Source organism: Pseudomonas sp. Z3-8, from assembly GCF_051131975.1.
GTDB lineage: Bacteria > Pseudomonadota > Gammaproteobacteria > Pseudomonadales > Pseudomonadaceae > Aquipseudomonas.
This window is the reverse complement of record NZ_CP071643.1, coordinates 4030847-4048466: the sequence shown is the minus strand read 5'-3', so window position 1 is coordinate 4048466 and position 17620 is coordinate 4030847. Positions and strand designations below refer to the sequence as shown.

The following is a 17620-nucleotide window of genomic DNA, read 5'->3' as shown; positions in this document are numbered from 1 at the left end:
CCTTAGCGGTTCTGCTCGGGGTTCCATTGGCTATAGCGGTGGCCGCGCAGAAACTGCCACAACCCGATGCTCATGCCCGCCAGCGTCACCAGCACGAACGCGGCCAGGCGGAAAGGCCTGGGCAGACGGTGGCCGACGTCCAGCAACCCGATCAAGGCGATGGCGTAACCGAGCAACTGCGCCACCAGGCTCAGGCGATAGAATCCATGCTCGCTCCACAGCCAGGCGTTGCTCAGCAACAGCGGCACCAGCAACACCGGGGCCAGGCGGCGGATCAGCTTGTGGCTGATCAAGCCAATGGCGTAGAGCCCATGGCGCACGGGATTGAGCAGTTCGCGACGCTGGGCCAGGCTTTGCAACCCACCGACGGTGACCCGCTGGCGCCGGCGGAACTGCTTGTCGGCTTCGTCCACGCCCTGGTCGGTCACTCGGGCGAGCGGTGCGTAGACGATCGCCTTGCCGGCCACCGGCGCACAGGTGCTGAGAAAAAAGTCATCGTTGACTTGCGCCGGTATCGCCTGGAACAACTCCCGGCGCAGGGCCAGCAGAGCACCGTCAGCGGAGACCATGCAGCCGGTGCGGCTCTCGACCCGACGCAGCCAGCCTTCGTAGTGCCGATACAGGCTGTCGCCCAGGCTCAGGCCCTTGCCGGGCACGGGGATTACCATGTGCCCGGCGCAGGCGCCGACTTCCGGGTCGGCCAGCGGCGCCAACAGATGGCCGAGGGTATCGTGGGCCCATTGATTGTCGGCGTCGGTGAACACCAGGATTTCGCCGCTGCTATGGGCCACGCCCGTGTTGAGGGCGGCAGCCTTGCCTTGGCGCGGCAGCTCGAGCACGCTGATCCGCGGATCGCTGACCCTGCGTGCGCAGGCCACCGTGTCATCGGTGGAACCGTCGCTGGCGAGGATGATTTGCAGCGAGCGCGCGCGATAATCCTGAGCCAGCAGCGTGCGCAATTTTTCTTCGATGTGCCGCGCCTCGTTGTGGGCGGCAATCACAATGCTCACGTCCATCGGCACTGCCGTGGTGTAGCGTCGTAGCGGAAACAGCGGCGCCAGCAAGGTCAGCAACAGCGGGTAGCCGAGGTACGCGTACACCGGCAGCAACAGGCAAGACCAATAGAAAAACTCAGCCACGGGCAGGTCTCCTGACGTTCCATTGAAAAAGATTGAGCAGCAGCGCCGCGCCGGTCAGGTGCAGGCGCACCCCATGCAGGGCCCACAATTGCAAGGTCAGGCGCGGGTCGCGCTGGCTCTGGCGCAGGCTCAGAACCAGGGCCGGCAATGTGCTGATCAACAGCAGCATCAGCCCCAGGCGCGCCTGGCCCTGGAACAGCGCGACCAGCGCCAGGAAATCCAGGCCCCAGGCACCGATGGACAAGGCGGGGAAGCGCAACAGCCGCAGGCTCGGCCCGTGGCTGCGCAGCAGTTGCCAGTGACTGCCCTGGCGCCACAGTTCCTTGCTCATCCACTCGCGCCAGCTGCCTTCGTAACCCCAGTGCAGGGCAAGGCTTTCGCTCACCAGCAACAACTGCGCTCCGGCCTGGCGCAGGCGCAGGGAAAAATCCTTGTCCTCACCGGTGCGCAGGGTTTCATCGAAGCCACCGACGCGATCGAACCAGGCGCGGCGCATCAGCAGATTGGCACTGGGCAGCCACTGCACCCGGTGCAGCGGACGCGACCCCGGGCGTTGGCCGCGCCGCTGCCAGGCCCGGGCGAACCACGGCGCCTGCTCGGGAGTATCCAGGTCGAGACCGAGCACATCGCCCTGGCGACCTTCGATTTCGATCAACAACCTGAGCCAGTCGGCGGGCATTTCGATGTCGGCATCGATGAACGCCAGCCAGTCGCCGCTGGCCGCCGCCGCGCCACGATTGCGCAGGGCGCCGATGTGCACGCCGGGCACGATCAGCACCCGTGCGCCCAATTCGTTGGCGATGCGCGGGCCATGGTCGTCCGAGCCGTTGTCGACCACGATCAGCTCGCACTCCAGCTGCGCCTGGCGCGCAGCTTCCTGCGCCGCCAGCAACGTGCGGCCGATGTGCCGGGCCTCGTTGTACATCGGGATCACAATGCTCACGCGTTTCATCAACGGGTCTCCTGCGGCGCGGACCGTTCGGCGTCGTAGCGCAATACGCTGGTCAAGCCCAGCATGATCCACAGCAACTTGTGGTTCGGTGCACTGAGAAACATCAGGAACAACGCCAGCGACAGGAAACTCATGCCCAGGTGCGTCAGCAGGTCCGCCTGCGCCCAGTCCCGCCGCTGGAGCCAGAGCTGGCGTGCGCGCAACAGGTTGTAGAGACCCAGGCCGATCATGCCGACAAACATCAAGCCGCCGGGAATGCCGATCTCGCTGAAAATTTCCAGATAGGTGTTATGCGCCCGGCGATACAGGTCCCCCAGCTTGCGGTTGGCCGAGAAAGCCTTGGCGTAACCGGTGGGGGCGTAGTGCAGGGGAAACGTTCCGGGGCCTGAGCCGAGCAGCGGATTTTCGCGAAGCATCTGGCTGCCGACGACGATGTACGAGGCGCGACGGCCCAGGGATTCGTCCTTGTGAGCGCTGGCGCCAGCGCTGAGGATGCTCAGTGACTGGATGCGCGCCACGTAGCCGGCCGGCATCACCGCGATTGCCAGGGGAATCAGCAGCGCCAGCCCGAGCATCGCGAAGCCCAGGTGCCGTGGGCGGATGCGCGGCAGCTGCGCGCGGTAGTGATACAAGCCGATCATCAGGCTGAGCAGCAGCACCACCAGTCCCGAACGCGATTCGGTCTTGGTCATGCCGCCCAGCAGCAGGATGAAGCAGCCACCCCAGAACAACCGGTGCAGCAGGTTCGGACTGCGCACCACCAACAACAACGCCAGCGGCACGGTGAAGGCGATCAGCAGGGCGAAGGTGTTCGGATCTTCCAACAGGCCGGAAGCGCGGCCCTGGTCTTGGTACCGGGCGGAGAACATCGCCAGCACGCAGGTCGTCGTGACGCTCAGCGTGACCAGCCGGCAGAACAGGTCCAGGTTCAGCTCGCGGCCGATCAGCAGGGTGATCGCGAACAGCACCAGGCCCACCGCCAGTTCCCGGAAGTGGGTGGTGGAGAGGCCCGGGTTTTCCGATAGCAGCAAGCTCAGGCCATAGAACAGCATGAAGCCGATCAGCGGCTTCCAGATGTTGCTGCGCAGGCGAGTGGCGGGAATCTGGTGCAGGGCCAGTTGCAACGCCAGGATCAGGATCAGCGCCAGTCCGAGGAACTTGCTGCCGGAAAAGGCGTTTTCCTTGAACAGGCCTTCGAACGGCACCAGCGCGGCAATCCCCAGCAAGCCCCAGCCGGGCTTGCGATAGAGCACGGCGACACCGACCAGGCCGAGCACCGCGCCGGGAGCCAGGTACGGATAAGGGCTGGCCAGCAACATCAGGCAAACCAGGCCCAGGAGACTGACGATCGAGAGCGGGACAATCATGGCCGGGCCTCCCGTGCGGTGCGGATATACAGTTGCGACCAGCGTTCGGCCAGCGTGCGCAGGTCGTAGCGGTCGCGTTGGGTGCGCCGTGCGTTGTCGGCGAGGATCTGCGCCAGCGGTGGTTCGCTGAACAGCGTCTCGATCTGCCGGGCCAGCTCCTCGCTGTCGGCAGGCGTGGCGAGCAGGCCGTTGTGGCGGTCCTGCACGACATCGGGAATGCCGCCGACGCCGAACGCCACCACCGGCACTCCGGCTTGCATGGCTTCGAGCAGAATCATCGGCGTGCCCTCGGTGCGCGAGCTGATCACCAGTACATCGAGGCGGCTCCACCAGGCATTCATGTCGGTCTGGTAGCCAGGCAATTCGATGCGCGTGGGCAGCCCGGCATCGGTGATGCGCTTGAGCAGGAGCTGGCGTTCCGGGCCGTCGCCGAGCATCACCGCGTGCAGCGAAGCATGGCGCTGGCACAGCGGGATCATGGCGTCGAGAAACAGGTCCGGGCCTTTTTCGCTGCTCAAGCGGCCGACGTAGCCGACCCGCCAGCGCTGCCGGTCATCGCGATGCGGCAGGGGTGTGGCGACCGCCGGGAGACCGTTGGGAATCACGTCGAGTTTGTCCGCCTGCACGCTGGCCTGGCGGTGCAACGCCGCGATGCTTTCGGCCACGCATACCACTCGCTTGACCGAGGCGGTGCGGCACAGTTGCAGGCTCAGCCAGGTATATAAACGCTGCTTGGTGCTGCGCGGCGTAAAGCCGTGCTGGGTAATCACCAGGGGCAGGCGCAGCAGCGTGGCCGCGGCCCAGCCGAACAACAGGCCTTTGAAGTTGTGCGTGTTGATCAGCGGTCGCTCGGCGCGCCGTTGCCGCAAATGCTGCAGCAGCTCGGCCCAGTTGGCGCAGTGGCGGCAGTCGACCCCGGCCTGGCGAAAGCGCGTGATCAAGGTCGGCGGCGCCGCCAAAAACACCACCTGGTGCTGGCCGGGCGTGGCCAGGCAATGATCGAGCAGCATCCGCTCGGCCCCGTAGAAGCCGCCGCTGTCGAGCAGATGAATGATCGACAGGGGGCTGCTGCGGTGGGACGGGCCGAACGGCGCGTTCAATTTCTCACCCAATGGACAAGGCTGGGCAAGCTCCAGTTGCGATGCGGATTGACCTGCTCGGGTGACTGCTCGTTGATCACCAGCAACACCGGCAGATCCAGTTGCTGGGTGATCTGCGCCGGATGCTTGAAGCGATGGTCGAAGAACTCACGCACATAGACCAGGGCGATGGCCAGCAGCAGGCCGCTGAACAGGCCGAACACAATGATCAGCATCGGCTTGGGAAATGCCGCGGCGGTCGGTTCGAAAGGCGGGCTCAGGACCCGGGCGTTGGACAGGTCGTTGTCCAGCGAGCGGGCGGTGCTGGCTTCGGCGAATCGCTGGGCGTAGGTGGAGAATGCCGCATGCAGAGCGTTGATCTCGGTGTCCATCTGCCGCAGCTTGCTCTGGGTTTCCTGCAACTGATGGATGCGCTCCTTGAAGGCCCCGATGCGCGCTTTTTTCTGCTCGATCACCGAGCTGACCACCGCAAGATCGGTGGTGCGTTCCTGGATGCGGTTGTTCACCACTTTCAGGAACTGCTGGCGGGTGCGCACGATCTGCTCCCGGGCCAGCAGCATCGGTTCGCTGCCGGGCTGGAAAATCGCCAGGTCATTCATGTAGCGGCTGACCTGGCCGGTCAATTGCTCACCCAACTGGCGGATTTCCCGGTCTTCGAAGGCGATGTTGTCCACCGTGGTGGTGAAGGTGAACGGGAAGGTGTAGTCGTTGAACCGCGAGCTGGTCGTCGCCGCCAGGCTGCTCTTGAGGTAGTCGAGCCAGCGTTGGCTTTGCAGCAGGCGATCCTGATAGAGGTTCAGCGCCTGCTCTTCGGTATTGATGGCGTTCAGGCGGAAAGTCACTTCTTCCTTCGGATCGGACGAACCGATGCCTTCGAGCAGCCCGAGTCGTTTGTCTTCCAGGCCGTCGAGACGCGTCTGGTATTGGGCTTTTTTCTGCTCGTAGAAGGTCTGCGGCAGTTCGATCGATTGCAGTTCCTGGCGGCCGGTGAGGTAGTTCTTCAGCAGTTGCGCGACGAACCGCGTGCCCTGGGCCGGGTCACCGAAGCTGTAGACGATGGAGATGACATTGGAGCCGGGGAGGGTTTCGATCTTCAGGTTTTCGATGGCCTGGTCGGTCAGCGTATCGAGCATCGTGTCGCGCACCGGATCGACCTCAAGCCCCAGGCCGTCGCGCAAAGGGTTGACCACATACTCACGCAGCGGCTGGGTGATGTAGCGCTTGAGCGGCTCGCTGACCCATTTGTTGAGGATGCCCGGGCTTGGCGTGTACTCGCCCTGGTCGCGCAGGGTCTGGATGGTCTGGCGAATCAACGCCGGCGAGCGGAGGATATTGCTCTCGGTTTCCATGTCCGCCAGGGACGGCGGGATAAACGTGGCGTTTTCCTGGTTCAGCGACGTGGTGGCGTCGCCCTGGGAAAGTTTTTTCGACTGGACGATCACCTGGGCGGTGATATCGAAGCTCTGCTTGAGCATCAATGGCAGCACCAGGGCGATCACGGCGAAAATCAGGAAGATGCGCTTCACCCACTGCTTGTTGGCAAAGAAGATCCTGAAAAACTCGTGCAGATAATTTTCCTTGGGGTTCATGATCGGTCACCTGAGTTTCAGTTGTCGCTGCCTTTGTTGTCGACGCGGTAGCCGAAGCCGAACCCCACGCCCTGGAACAGCACCACGTCGGCCAATTGGCGGGCCGTTTCGCCGGCTTTGGCCAGCCCGGTCTTGGGCACGAAGAGCATGTCTTCGGGCTGCAGGTAGGCGATTTGCGAGGCGTCGCCGCTCAAGGCTTTTTCGACGTCGTAGTGGCGGGCTTCGACCTGATTGCCGTTGCGGCGCATGATCACCACCGAGTCGAGCCGGGCCTTGACGTTCGGGCCACGGGCCAGGGTCAGGGCTTCCAGTACCGAGATGGGCCGGCGGATCGGATAGGAACCGGGCTGGGCCACTTCACCGAGGACGTAGATTTCATTGCCGGCGGTGGACTTCAGCAGCACATCGACGGTCATGCGTCCGGGCAGATTGGCGTAACGCTCGTTGAGGAAGGTTTCCAACTGGGTGACGGTCATGCCCTGCAACGGTACGGCGCCGATTTCCGGAAAGCTGGCGTAACCGTCCCGGCCCACGGTGATTTCCCGGCTCATGCCGGTGCCAGGGTGGGTCAGGGTATTGCGCAGGGTCGTCTCGCCGGCCAGCGGACTGGTCACCAGCACCGTCAACTGGTTGCGATTGGGCTGGAACAGCATCTTCTGGTCATAGGCTCGCTGTACCGCCAGGCGGGCCTCGTCGGTGGTCAGGCCGGCGAGTTTCACCGAGGTGTTGGCGCCCGGCAGTTCGATGCTGCCGTCGGGCATCACCTGTTGCGTGCCGTTGAGCTGGCTGGCGGCGGTAAAGTTCAGCGCTACCTGGTCGCCCGGCTGTACACGATAAGCCTGGGACGCGGTGGTGCTGATATGAAAAATCACATCCAGCACGTCCTGGGGCCGCAGGGTCTGTTCGACCTTGGGCATGTCGGTGGCCTGAGCGTTGGCCGGCGCGGCCGTGAGGATCTGCACCGGCATCGAGCGGGTATCGGTGGTGCTGGAGCAACCGGCAAGCGGCAGCAACAGCAGGACAAGCATTTTGGCGTTCATCTCGTCATCCTTTTGCAGGCTTACAGGTTGTTGTAAAGCCACTTGGGCATGTAGTACTTGCGGCGATTGAAGACGCTGCCGACCACCTTCGCGCCGGCCTGGGCCAAGCGTTGTCGGGCGGCCTGGGCGACTTCCCAGCGGGTGTCCTCGCCGCGCACCACCAGCACCACGCCGTCCACCTGAGTGCCCATGACCAGGGTGTCGGTGGCCGAATACACCGCGTCGGCGTCGATCACCACGAAGCGGTACTGCGCGGCCAGTTGCCTGAACAGCGGGCGCAGTCGCTCGGGGCTCAGGCGCTCGGCGTTATGGCCCAGGCGACCGTTGGGCAGCACGTCGAAGGGCAGGCTGGAAACCTGCACCACGCAGTCCTGCAACAGCGGCGGAGAAAGGCTGTTGAACAGCAGGTCGCTAAAGCCGCGCTCTTTTTGCAGCGACAGCTGCTGGCTGAGGTTGCGCGGCGACCGGCTGGCGTCCACCAGCAGCACACGGCCGCTGCTCATCTGCGCCAACTGGGCGGCCAGCGCCATGGCGCTGGTGCTCGTGCCGGTGCCGATATTCGCCGCCGTCAGGAGCAGGATCCGCAAGGAAGGGTCGAGCACGGTCGAGGTCAGGTTGGTCTCGCTCGGGCTTGCTATGGTCAGGATATTCGTTGAACCGTCCATTTAACTCGCTCCGTGGCCGCTGAAGACTTTGAAGGGGGTGATGATCAGGATCTTCAAATCCAGCAAAAGGCTCTGCTCGGCGATATAGCTGAGGTCCAGTTCCACGCGCTGGTCGAAGTCGATATTGCTGCGTCCGGAGATCTGCCAGAGGCCGGTGAGGCCGGGGTAGATGCTCAGGCGCACCAAATGGTTGTCCTTGTAGCGGTAGGCGTTGAACGAGGTCGGCCGCGGGCCCACCAGGCGCATGTCGCCGGTCACGACGTTAATCAGGTTCGGCAGTTCATCGAGGCTGCTGCGGCGCAGGAACCGGCCGATGGGGGTTATGCGTGGATCGTTGTCGATCTTGAAGTCGATGGCGTCGGCGCCGTGCTTGTTGAGGTGGCGCAGCGATTCTTTCAAGGCCTCGGCGTCGGCGACCATGGTGCGGAACTTGTACATGCCGAAAACGCGGCCGCGATAGCCGGTGCGTTTCTGCACGAACAGCACCGGGCCAGGGCTGGAGAACCTCACCAGCAGTGCCAGGCCCAGCAGCAGCGGACTGAGCATCAGCAACAGGGCCAATGCGCCGAGGCAGGCCACCACCCGGTTGGTGCGCGAGACGGTCCAGGGCCGGCCGCCGTCGCGGCCAGTCATCCAGCCACGACCCTGGCGGTGGATAGCCGCGTCCAGGCGCCTGCGGTGCTCGGGGTCGACTCGTTTGTCACGGCCGAGGGTCCGGGTCGGGATGGCTTGCTCATGTCGGGTCATAGACTCCTCCGTTGAGGTTGGGCCGCAAGCGTTCTGTCGCAAGCGGTGCGTGGGCGATGGGCGGTGCGTAGTAATCGAGGAACCAGTCGATGAAACGGCCGAGGCCTTCATCCAGTTCGATGCAAGGCTGGAAACCGGTGGCCCGGGCCAGGTCGCTCGCATCGGCGCAGGTGTTCAGCACATCGCCCGGTTGCAGGGGCAGCAGCTCGACTCGCGCGCTCCGGCCCAAGTGTTTTTCCAGCAGCGCCACGTAGGCCCGCAGCGTCACCGGATGCTGTCCGCCAATGTTGAAGACGCGCCACGGCGCCAGGCTGGTGGCCGGGTCCGGCTGGTGGCGATTCCAGTCCGGGTTTGCATGAGGTGGGCGCTCGATCAGCCGGGCGATGCTCTCGATGATGTCGTCGATGCAGGTGAAGTCGCGCTCGTGCTCGCCATGGTTGAACAGCTTCAGCACCTGGCCTTCGGCAATGGCCCGGGCGAACTGGATCGGCGACATGTCCGGCCGGCCCCAGGGGCCATAGACGGTAAAGAAACGCAGGCCGGTGCAGGGGATGCCGAACAGATGGCTGTAGCTGTGGGCCATCAGTTCATTGGCCTTTTTGGTGGCCGCGTACAACGACAACGGATGGTCGACGCCGTCCTGTACCGAATACGGCGTGCGCTGGTTGGCGCCGTACACCGAACTGGAAGAGGCGTAGATCAGGTGCCTGACCGGATGGCGGCGGCAGCTCTCCAGAATGTTCAGGAACCCGCTGAGATTACTGTCGACATAAGCCCGCGGGTTTTCCAGCGAATAACGCACGCCGGCCTGGGCTGCCAGATGAATCACCACGTCGGGGCGATGGGACTGGAACAGTTGATCGAGGGCCGATGCGTCGGTCAGGTCGATGCGCGCCAGGTGGAAGTCGCCGGCCTGGTCTTTGACCCAGGCCACGCGGTCGTGCTTGAGTTGCGGGTCGTAGTAGTCGTTGAAGTTGTCCAGCCCGCACACGTCATGGCCATCGCGCAGCAGTCGCAGCACGCAATGGGCGCCGATGAAACCGGCCGCGCCGGTCACCAGGATGTTCACGCTTGTGGCCCCTGAGCGGGCACGGTGTGGCGCAGCCCGATGCCGCGATACAGCAGTCCGGCGGCGGCCAGGTGTTCCGGGTTGTACAGGTTGCGGCCATCGATGATGACCCGCGCGCGCAACTTGCTGGCGAGCAGGTCGAAATCGACCACGCGAAAATTCTTCCACTCGGTGCAGATCACCAGGGCGTCGGCATCTTCCAGCGTGTCGTCGCGGGTAGCGCAAAGGTTCAGGTCCTTGCGATAGCCATAGAGGCGCCGGCATTCGGACATGGCTTCCGGGTCGTAGGCCTGAACGCGGGCGCCTTCGCGCCAGAGTGCCTCCATCAGGTAGCGACTGGGCGCTTCGCGCATGTCGTCGGTGTTCGGTTTGAATGCCAGGCCCCAGACGGCAATCGACTTGCCCGCCAGGCCGTCGGGGAACTGCAGCGTGAGCTTTTCGAAAAGAATGTGCCGCTGGCTGTCGTTCACATCGGTGACGCTGCGCAGCAGGCGCAGTGGCATGCCGCTTTGTTCGGCGGTGTGCAGCAGGGCGCGCAGGTCCTTGGGAAAGCACGAGCCGCCAAAGCCGCAGCCGGGATAGATGAAGTGGTAGCCAATGCGCGGGTCCGAGCCGATGCCCTTGCGCACGGCCTCGATGTCGGCGCCCAGGTGTTCGGTGAGGTTGGCCAGTTCGTTCATGAAACTGATGCGCGTGGCGAGCATGGCGTTGGCGGCGTACTTGGTCAGTTCCGCGCTGCGGTTGTCCATGAACATCAGCTTTTCGTGGTTACGGCAGAAGGGCGCGTAGAGCTCGCTCATCTGGTCGCGGGCCAAGGCGTCGACGGTGCCGACGATGATCCGGTCCGGGCGCATGCAATCGGCCAGTGCGCTGCCTTCCTTGAGGAACTCCGGGTTGGACACCACGCGCACATTCAGTTGTTGCAGGCCGCGACGGGCCAACGCCTGGCGGGCGCATTCGGCGACCTTGTCAGCCGTGCCGACCGGCACGGTCGACTTGATGATCAGGGTGCGGTCGCTGTCCATGAAGTCGGCGATCTGCCGGGTCACGGCCAGGACATGGCTGAGGTCCGCCGAGCCATCTTCATCGGCGGGCGTGCCCACGGCGATGAAGATCAGCTCGCCATGGTTGACCGCATCACTGGCCTGGCAACTGAACGACAGGCGCCCGGCCTTGATGTTGTCTTCGAGCAACCCGGACAGTCCCGGCTCGCTGATGGGCGGTACCGCCTGTTGCAGTTGCCGGATCTTGTTCGGATCGATATCGACACACAGGACGCGATGTCCGACGTCTGCCAGCGCCGCCGCTTGAATCAGCCCAACGTACCCCGTTCCAAATACGCTCACGTCCATTCTTGGCGCGCCTCGCAGACCCGTTGATGTAACTCGGATGAAACTGTTTAGAGGGGTATAGCGCAGCCTCAGAAAAGCGTGTCAGCAAAATGACAGTTGTCACTGTTGGCAAACTCGAAAGAGTAGGGCTTTTTGATATCAAGTCCTTGACCGAATTAGAAAAGTGCCGTTTTTAAAGGGCTTTAAAGGGGTTTGAGTAGCCGATGAACGGTATCCATCCATAGATTTTTATATTTTTAGCGGTTATTAGGTGTCATTTTTGAGCTAACTTTTTTTTGACGCTGTAGCCGTTGATCGACTTTCTTGCGCTTTGCAAACCCGCTGCTAGTGTGCAGAAACCAAGCCGTTTTCAACCTCCTCGTAACGCTGGGAAAAACATGGCGCGATACCTCAAGGAACTGCTACTGCTGCTGTACCTGCTCAGGGCGCATGACTATTACCTCGACCGTCTTGCGGCGCTGGGTTTTGGCTTGGCAACGCTGCTGTTCGGCGCGATGTTCGTTGCGCTGGTGCTGGCTCTGTGGATGACCGCGTACATTCGCCAGGCATTGGTGCGGCATCTGTTTGCCCTGGCGATGTTTGCCTCGGCGGTGTTCTTCGAGGTCTACACGCGCGTAACCGACAGCTACCTGACCTACAGCCAGTTCGTGTCGATGGTCTATTCCGGCGGGTTCATCCAGGAGGCGGCTTATCAGTACCGCGATGTGATCATCAGTGCGGTTGCGGGAGGCTTGTTGCTGCTGCTGGGGATCGGCCTGAAGCCCCGGCGGCGTCTGCCGTTGCCCGGCTACGTCGCGATCACTGCGCCACTGATCGGCGTGCTGCTGCTCAGTGGCGTGCTGTTCGTACGGGCAGGCGAGGGCGCGCGCGGTTTGCCGATCATGTACACGCCGCTGGCCTATCTGAACCTGTTCATCTATGAAGCCGTGCACAACACCGTGGGCCCACGGGCGCCAGTCAGACTCGTGCGGCAAACAGCGGCAATCGGGCACGATATCGTGCTGATCATCGACGAAAGCATTGGCGGGAATTATCTTGATATCAACACGCCGTCCGGCGTCGCCACCGGCCTCAAGACGCCCCCTCCCGGCGTGGAAATCCTCAATTACGGCTACGCCGCCTCGATCGCCAATTGCAGCGTGGACACCAACGTTACCTTGCGGTATGGCGGCACACGTGGCGACTACATGCGCATCAACAGCACCCAGCCGTCGATCTGGCAGTACGCCCGCAACGCCGGGTTGCGCACCGTCTATATCGACGGCCAGAACACCGGCGGCAAGCGGCAGAACCTGATGACCGAGCTGGAACAACAGGACATCGACGAATTTGTCCAGTTCGACCAGGTCCGTGTACGCGACCGTGACATGGCGGCTGCGGCGAAACTGATCGAGCTGATGGGCAACGACCGGGCCGAGCTGGTGGTGGTCAACAAAGTCGGCGCGCATTTCCCGGTCCACGACAAATACCCCGATGCTTTCATGACCTACCGTCCGGCCTTGCCGCGAGGGCAGTTCGAGGAGGTGGCCGACACCGGCCGGCGCGACGGCTTCAGTGGCGAAGCGAATGATTGGGTGCTGTATCGCAATGCTTACCAGAACACCTTGCTGTGGAACGTCGGCGAATTTTTCCAACGCCTGTTCCGAGAGGGCAATCTCGACAATGCGGTGCTGATCTACACCTCCGACCATGGCCAGGACCTGCACGAGCGCGGCAACCCCGGCCTCAACACCCATTGCGGCGGGGATCCGGTGGAAGAAGAAGGGCTGGTGCCGTTGCTGGTGATCCAGGGAAGCCGGTTGCAGACCCTCGATTGGCGCAGCGCCTGGGCGCAGAACAAGGACCGCTCCAGCCACTACAACATCTTCCCGACGTTGCTGCGGTTGATGGGCTACGAGTCGGCCGGCGTCACGGCCCTGTATGGAAAATCCCTCGACCAGCCGACCGAAGATGACTTCACCTTCAACTACCGTTTTAACGCGCGACTGGGGGCCAAGCCGGCGTGGAAGCATATTGACCTGGACAATATTGTTACGCCGAAACCGGTTCAGGGTGAGATGGCGGTGGGGCACTGAACTGGCGGGTGGGAAACCTGAATCCTCGGGGGCGCTGCATCAGTGGCTTTGGTGGCGACTGGTGCATCGCTATCGCGAGCAAGCTCGCTCCCACATTTGATTTGTGTTGAGTCAGATTCTGGGATTCACTGGACTAACCCTGTGGGAGCGAGCTTGCTCGCGATGGCGTCCGGTCAGCTTGCAATTCCCCTTGGCTTGCCGCTATTACAAACAAGCCCGCATCACATGTTTTTGGAACTCTGCGCACAGCGCAACCTCCGCTATCCTGATGCCCTTGTCGATCAGCCGAGTTGCCCATGCTTGAGGTCCGAAACGTCTTCAAAAGCTACACCACGCCCCAAGGCCCCCTGGCGGTGCTGCAAGGTATCGACTTGACGCTGCCTCCCGGCAGCAGCCTGGCGCTGATGGGGGAATCCGGCAGCGGCAAGAGTACCTTGCTGCATCTGGTCGCTGGCCTCGACAAGGTTGATCGGGGCAGCATCCACAGCGCGGGGCACCGGCTCGAAGACATGAGCGAAAGCCAGTTGGCGAATTGGCGGCGCACCGAGATCGGCCTGGTGTTCCAGCAGTTCAACCTCATCAGCAGCCTTGCGGTGGAAGACAATCTTGCGTTCCAGGCGCGCCTGTGCGGTCGTTTCGACGCTACGTGGCAAGCGCATCTGGTGCAGCGGCTCGGGTTGTCGGAGCTGTTGCGGCGTTATCCCGAGCAGCTTTCCGGTGGTCAACAACAACGGGTAGCCCTGGGCAGGGCGCTGGCTTCACGGCCGCCGTTGTTGCTGGCCGATGAGCCCACCGGCAGCCTCGACGAAGCCACCAGCGACGAGGTGCTGAAACTGCTCCTGGAATTGCTCGATGGCAGCCCGACCAGTCTGTTGATGGTTACCCACAGCCAGCGGGTGGCGGCGCGCCTGGCGCATCGCGTGGTATTGCAAGGCGGGCGCCTGGCCCAAGCGGGCCCGGCGTGATGATCTTTCGCCAGACCCTCAAGGCCCTGCTCAGTCACTGGCGTCGGCACCCAGTGCAATTTTTCAGTGTGTTGACCGGGCTTTGGCTGGCCACCAGCCTGCTCACTGGCGTGCAGGCCTTGAACAGCCAGGCCCGGGACAGCTACGCCCGGGCCAGCCAGCTGATCGGCGGCGAACCCCAGGCCAGCCTCAGCGCTCCCGGCGGGGGCTCGTTCCCACAGCAATGGTTTGTCGACCTGCGGCGTCAGGGTTGGCCCGTATCGCCGGTGTTGCAGGGTCGGCTGACGCTTGCGGGGCATGAAGACCAGCGCCTGCAATTGATGGGCATCGACCCGGTGTCGCTGCCGCCGGGTTCGGCCGTGGCGGGGCAAGCGCGGGAGATTGCCGAGGTGGTGGACTTCTTCACCGGGCCCGGTCGTACCTGGATCGCCCCGCAGACGTTGCAGGCCCTCGGGCTGAAGGTGGGCGACCGGCCCCGCAGCGCCGACGGCCAGGCCTTGCCGCCGCTGCACGTACAGCCGGACATGGCGCCAGGCATGCTGTTGATGGACATCGGTTTCGCCCAGCAGCTCCTGGGATTGCCGGAGCAGGTCTCGCGAATGTTGTTACCGGCCACGTTCACCGCGCCCTTGCCCGAGGCATTCAACGGCCTGTTGCAATTCAAGCGCGCGGACGAGGAGAACAACTTGACGCGCCTGACCGAGAGCTTTCATTTAAACCTCGACGCACTCGGGTTCCTGTCATTCGTGGTGGGACTGTTCATCGTTCATGCGGCCATCGGCCTGGCGCTGGAACAACGGCGCAGCCTGCTGCGAACCTTGCGCGCCTGTGGCGTCAGTGCGCGGGTACTGGTCGCCAGCCTGGCGCTGGAGTTGGGCGCGCTGGCCTTGCTCGGCGGGGTTGCCGGGGTGCTCAGCGGTTACTGGCTGGCGAGCCTGCTATTGCCTGATGTCGCGGCGAGCCTGCGCGGTCTGTACGGCGCCGAAGTGCCCGGGCAATTGCACCTCAGCCTTTGGTGGTGGCTCGGCGGCGTGGGCCTGGGCCTGCTCGGTGCGTTGCTGGCCGGGGGCCAAAGCCTGTTGCGGGCGGCGCGCCTGCCCTTGCTGGCGTTGGCCAATCCCCAGGCCTGGCACCAGGCACACGCGCGGTGGTTGCGGCGCCAGGGCGGGGTGGCACTGATGGCCGCGCTGATCGCGGTGGCGGCGCTGGTCTGGGGCGACAGCCTGGCGAGCGGTTTTGTCCTGATGACTGCGTTGTTGCTGGGCGCGGCGCTGGCGCTACCGGTGCTGCTCAACGCTGTGTTGAACCGGTTGTTGCGCGGCAACCGTTCCGTGCTCGGCCAATGGTTCCTCGCCGATTGCCGCCAGCAGTTACCGACGTTGAGCCTGGCGCTGATGGCGTTGTTGCTGGCGCTGGCGGCGAATATCGGCGCTGGCAGCATGACCGCCGGTTTCCGCCAGACCTTCAGCGACTGGCTCGAACAGCGGCTCACCGCCGAGCTGTACATCAACCCACAGACCCCGGCCCAGGCAGGTAAATTGTACGAATGGCTCAAGCAACAACCGAGTATCAGCGCCGTGCTGCCGAACTGGCAGGTATCGGTCCCTCTGCAAGGCTGGCCGACGGATATCTACGGCATCGTCGATCACCCTTCCTATCGCCTGCACTGGCCCTTGCTGGAGTCGGCCGGTGACCAGGCCTGGGACCAACTGGCCGGCGCCGACACGCTGATGCTCAGCGAACAACTGGCCCGGCGCCTGAAAGTGAATGTTGGCGACCGGTTGACCCTGCCGACCCCACAAGGGCCGTGGACGCCGCGGGTTGTCGGGATTTATGCCGATTACGGTAATCCCAAGGGGCATGTGCTGATCAACGCCGATCACCTGCTGGCGCACTGGCCGCAATTGACGCCGAATCGCTTCAACCTGCGCATCGAGCCGGCCGCCATCGGGCCATTGCTGGCGGCGTTGCAAAGCCGGTTCAGCCTGGACGACAGTCACATCGTCGACCAGGCTCGCCTCAAGGGTTGGTCGACCCAGGTATTCGAACGCACCTTTGCCGCCACGGCGGCGCTGAACAGCCTGACCCTGGCGGTCGCCGGGGTGGCGTTGTTCATCAGCCTGCTGACCCAGAGCCAGAGCCGTCTCGGTCAGTTGGCGCCGTTATGGGCGGTGGGGGTAACGCGTCGGCAACTGATGCTGCTCAACCTCGGCCAGACCTGGCTGCTGGCGCTGCTGACCCTGATGCTGGCCGTGCCGCTGGGCATCGCCCTGGCCTGGTGCCTGGACGCCGTGATCAACGTGCAGGCTTTTGGCTGGCGCCTGCCGTTGCGGGTATTCCCGCTGCAATTGGCGCAGTTGCTGGGCTTGGCAATGTTCGCCACGCTGCTGGCGTCGGCGTGGCCGCTGTACGCGCTGTACCGCACGCAACCGGCGGATCTGCTCAGGACCTTCGCCCATGAAAATTAGAATCGGCCTGATGCTGCTGGCCTTGCTCGGCGGCTGCGACGACTCGTCGGCGCCGGAAAAAGGTTTCGCCGGCCTCGGCAACCAGGCCGTTGCATTTACGCCTGTGGTGCCCGGGCGCGTATTCAGTTTTCCGGCCGATCATGGTGTCCATGACGGGTTTCGGATCGAGTGGTGGTACATCACCGCCAATCTCAAGGACGCCGAAGGCCGGGATTTCGGTGTGCAGTGGACGCTGTTCCGCAGCAGCCAGGATGCCGCGCCCCAGGCCAGCGGCTGGCGTAACCAGACTATCTGGCTCGGCCACGCCGCGGTCACTTCCGCGACCGTCCATCACGCCGCCGAACGTTATGCCCGCGGCGGAGTGGGGCAGGCCGGAGTGCGCACGACCCCGTTCGATGCCTGGATCGACGATTGGCAATTGACCACCCGAAGCGCGGGCACCGATCCCCTGGCGGCGATGCAGCTCAAGGCGCGGGATGCACGTTTCGGCTATGAGCTGCAGCTCACCTCGACACGCCCCTTGGTCCTGCAAGGCGACCAGGGTTTCAGCCAGAAATCCGCGCAGGGCCAGGCGTCGTATTACTACAGCCAACCCTTCTTCCAGGCCAACGGTCAGCTGGAAATCGATGGCCAGCGCTATCAGGTCAGTGGTCCGGCCTGGCTCGACCGTGAATGGAGCAGCCAGCCCCTGACCGAAAACCAGACCGGATGGGACTGGTTTTCCCTGCATCTGGATAATGGCGAACACGTCATGCTCTACCGCATGCGGCACAGGAAGGGCGCACCGTACCTCACCGGCACCTGGATCGACGCCCAGGGCCAGGCAACGACTCTGGGCGCCAGCGAAATCAGCCTCGAACCGCTGGACACCGCCGAGGTCGCGGGACGCTCGATGCCGGTGCGCTGGTCGATCAGGATTCCCGCCAGGCAGCTCGAGATCACCACTCGGGCGCTGAACCCCGATGCCTGGATGAACCTGCGTATTCCCTATTGGGAAGGGCCGGTGCAACTGAGCGGCAATCGTGGCGGCATCGGTTACCTGGAAATGACCGGCTACTGACAATCACCGGAACTCCCGACATTCGTCGCCTC

14 protein-coding genes are annotated in these 17620 nt (G+C 63.6%); 4 read left to right on the top strand and 10 right to left on the bottom strand.

The features are described 5' to 3' along the window. Nucleotides 1-2: 2 nt before the first annotated feature. The 10 genes from J3P94_RS18385 to J3P94_RS18340 are packed head-to-tail and all read right to left on the bottom strand — an operon-like array spanning nucleotide 3 to nucleotide 11020. Complete coding sequence (locus tag J3P94_RS18385; protein WP_434569124.1) at nucleotides 3-1139, bottom strand: glycosyltransferase; 1137 nt, start codon at nucleotides 1137-1139, stop codon at nucleotides 3-5. Then, the gene (locus tag J3P94_RS18380) at nucleotides 1132-2091 is read right to left on the bottom strand and encodes a glycosyltransferase (RefSeq protein WP_434569123.1); all 960 of its coding nucleotides are present in this window, start codon (nucleotides 2089-2091) and stop codon (nucleotides 1132-1134) included. The genes J3P94_RS18385 and J3P94_RS18380 overlap by 8 nt, the downstream gene beginning before the upstream one ends. Continuing rightward, entirely contained in the window at nucleotides 2091-3458 is a 1368-nt protein-coding gene (locus J3P94_RS18375) for an O-antigen ligase family protein (RefSeq protein ID WP_434569122.1), read from the bottom strand. The genes J3P94_RS18380 and J3P94_RS18375 overlap by 1 nt, the downstream gene beginning before the upstream one ends. Beyond that, nucleotides 3455-4558, bottom strand: coding sequence for a glycosyltransferase family 4 protein (locus tag J3P94_RS18370; protein ID WP_434569121.1), 1104 nt, complete (start codon nucleotides 4556-4558; stop codon nucleotides 3455-3457). Before J3P94_RS18370 ends, J3P94_RS18375 begins: the two co-directional genes overlap by 4 nt. Continuing rightward, entirely contained in the window at nucleotides 4555-6147 is a 1593-nt protein-coding gene (locus J3P94_RS18365; protein WP_434569120.1) for a GumC family protein, read from the bottom strand. Before J3P94_RS18365 ends, J3P94_RS18370 begins: the two co-directional genes overlap by 4 nt. A 17-nt stretch (nucleotides 6148-6164) precedes the next feature. Beyond that, nucleotides 6165-7187, bottom strand: coding sequence for a polysaccharide biosynthesis/export family protein (locus J3P94_RS18360; protein WP_434569119.1), 1023 nt, complete (start codon nucleotides 7185-7187; stop codon nucleotides 6165-6167). 20 nt (nucleotides 7188-7207) lie between these two features. Further along, nucleotides 7208-7852 carry a CpsD/CapB family tyrosine-protein kinase gene (locus J3P94_RS18355; protein ID WP_434569118.1) on the bottom strand — a complete coding sequence of 215 codons (645 nt, stop codon included), beginning with the start codon at nucleotides 7850-7852 and terminating at the stop codon, nucleotides 7208-7210. Further along, nucleotides 7853-8599: a sugar transferase gene (locus J3P94_RS18350; protein WP_434569117.1), complete on the bottom strand. Its 747-nt coding sequence runs from the start codon at nucleotides 8597-8599 to the stop codon at nucleotides 7853-7855. Beyond that, nucleotides 8586-9668 (bottom strand): NAD-dependent epimerase, encoded by a 1083-nt coding sequence (locus J3P94_RS18345; RefSeq protein WP_434569116.1) that lies wholly within the window; start codon nucleotides 9666-9668, stop codon nucleotides 8586-8588. Before J3P94_RS18345 ends, J3P94_RS18350 begins: the two co-directional genes overlap by 14 nt. Next, nucleotides 9665-11020, bottom strand: coding sequence for a UDP-glucose dehydrogenase family protein (locus J3P94_RS18340; protein ID WP_434569115.1), 1356 nt, complete (start codon nucleotides 11018-11020; stop codon nucleotides 9665-9667). Before J3P94_RS18340 ends, J3P94_RS18345 begins: the two co-directional genes overlap by 4 nt. 377 nt (nucleotides 11021-11397) lie before the next feature. On the opposite strand from J3P94_RS18340, the gene J3P94_RS18335 reads away from it, so the two are divergent. The 4 genes from J3P94_RS18335 to J3P94_RS18320 all read left to right on the top strand — a co-directional run bounded on the left by J3P94_RS18335 (nucleotide 11398) and on the right by J3P94_RS18320 (nucleotide 17588). Further along, entirely contained in the window at nucleotides 11398-13095 is a 1698-nt protein-coding gene (locus J3P94_RS18335) for a sulfatase-like hydrolase/transferase (protein WP_434569114.1), read from the top strand. A 296-nt stretch (nucleotides 13096-13391) separates the two neighbouring features. Then, on the top strand, nucleotides 13392-14060 hold the full coding sequence (locus J3P94_RS18330; RefSeq protein WP_434569113.1) for an ABC transporter ATP-binding protein: 669 nt from the start codon (nucleotides 13392-13394) through the stop codon (nucleotides 14058-14060). Beyond that, nucleotides 14057-16528: an FtsX-like permease family protein gene (locus tag J3P94_RS18325; RefSeq protein ID WP_434569112.1), complete on the top strand. Its 2472-nt coding sequence runs from the start codon at nucleotides 14057-14059 to the stop codon at nucleotides 16526-16528. The genes J3P94_RS18330 and J3P94_RS18325 overlap by 4 nt, the downstream gene beginning before the upstream one ends. Continuing rightward, nucleotides 16518-17588: a lipocalin-like domain-containing protein gene (locus J3P94_RS18320; RefSeq protein ID WP_434569111.1), complete on the top strand. Its 1071-nt coding sequence runs from the start codon at nucleotides 16518-16520 to the stop codon at nucleotides 17586-17588. Before J3P94_RS18325 ends, J3P94_RS18320 begins: the two co-directional genes overlap by 11 nt. The last annotated feature ends 32 nt before the right edge of the window (nucleotides 17589-17620 follow it).

Excerpts from the sequence above, each read along its gene's own strand:
- J3P94_RS18330 (WP_434569113.1), top strand. The coding sequence starts at position 13,392 with ATGCTTGAGGTCCGAAACGTCTTCAAAAGCTACACCACGCCCCAAGGC.
- J3P94_RS18340 (WP_434569115.1), bottom strand. The coding sequence starts at position 11,020 with ATGGACGTGAGCGTATTTGGAACGGGGTACGTTGGGCTGATTCAAGCG.
- J3P94_RS18355 (WP_434569118.1), bottom strand. The coding sequence starts at position 7,852 with ATGGACGGTTCAACGAATATCCTGACCATAGCAAGCCCGAGCGAGACC.
- J3P94_RS18360 (WP_434569119.1), bottom strand. The coding sequence starts at position 7,187 with ATGAACGCCAAAATGCTTGTCCTGCTGTTGCTGCCGCTTGCCGGTTGC.
- J3P94_RS18350 (WP_434569117.1), bottom strand. The coding sequence starts at position 8,599 with ATGACCCGACATGAGCAAGCCATCCCGACCCGGACCCTCGGCCGTGAC.
- J3P94_RS18375 (WP_434569122.1), bottom strand. The coding sequence starts at position 3,458 with ATGATTGTCCCGCTCTCGATCGTCAGTCTCCTGGGCCTGGTTTGCCTG.
- J3P94_RS18380 (WP_434569123.1), bottom strand. The coding sequence starts at position 2,091 with ATGAAACGCGTGAGCATTGTGATCCCGATGTACAACGAGGCCCGGCAC.
- J3P94_RS18320 (WP_434569111.1), top strand. The coding sequence starts at position 16,518 with ATGAAAATTAGAATCGGCCTGATGCTGCTGGCCTTGCTCGGCGGCTGC.
- J3P94_RS18365 (WP_434569120.1), bottom strand. The coding sequence starts at position 6,147 with ATGAACCCCAAGGAAAATTATCTGCACGAGTTTTTCAGGATCTTCTTT.
- J3P94_RS18335 (WP_434569114.1), top strand. The coding sequence starts at position 11,398 with ATGGCGCGATACCTCAAGGAACTGCTACTGCTGCTGTACCTGCTCAGG.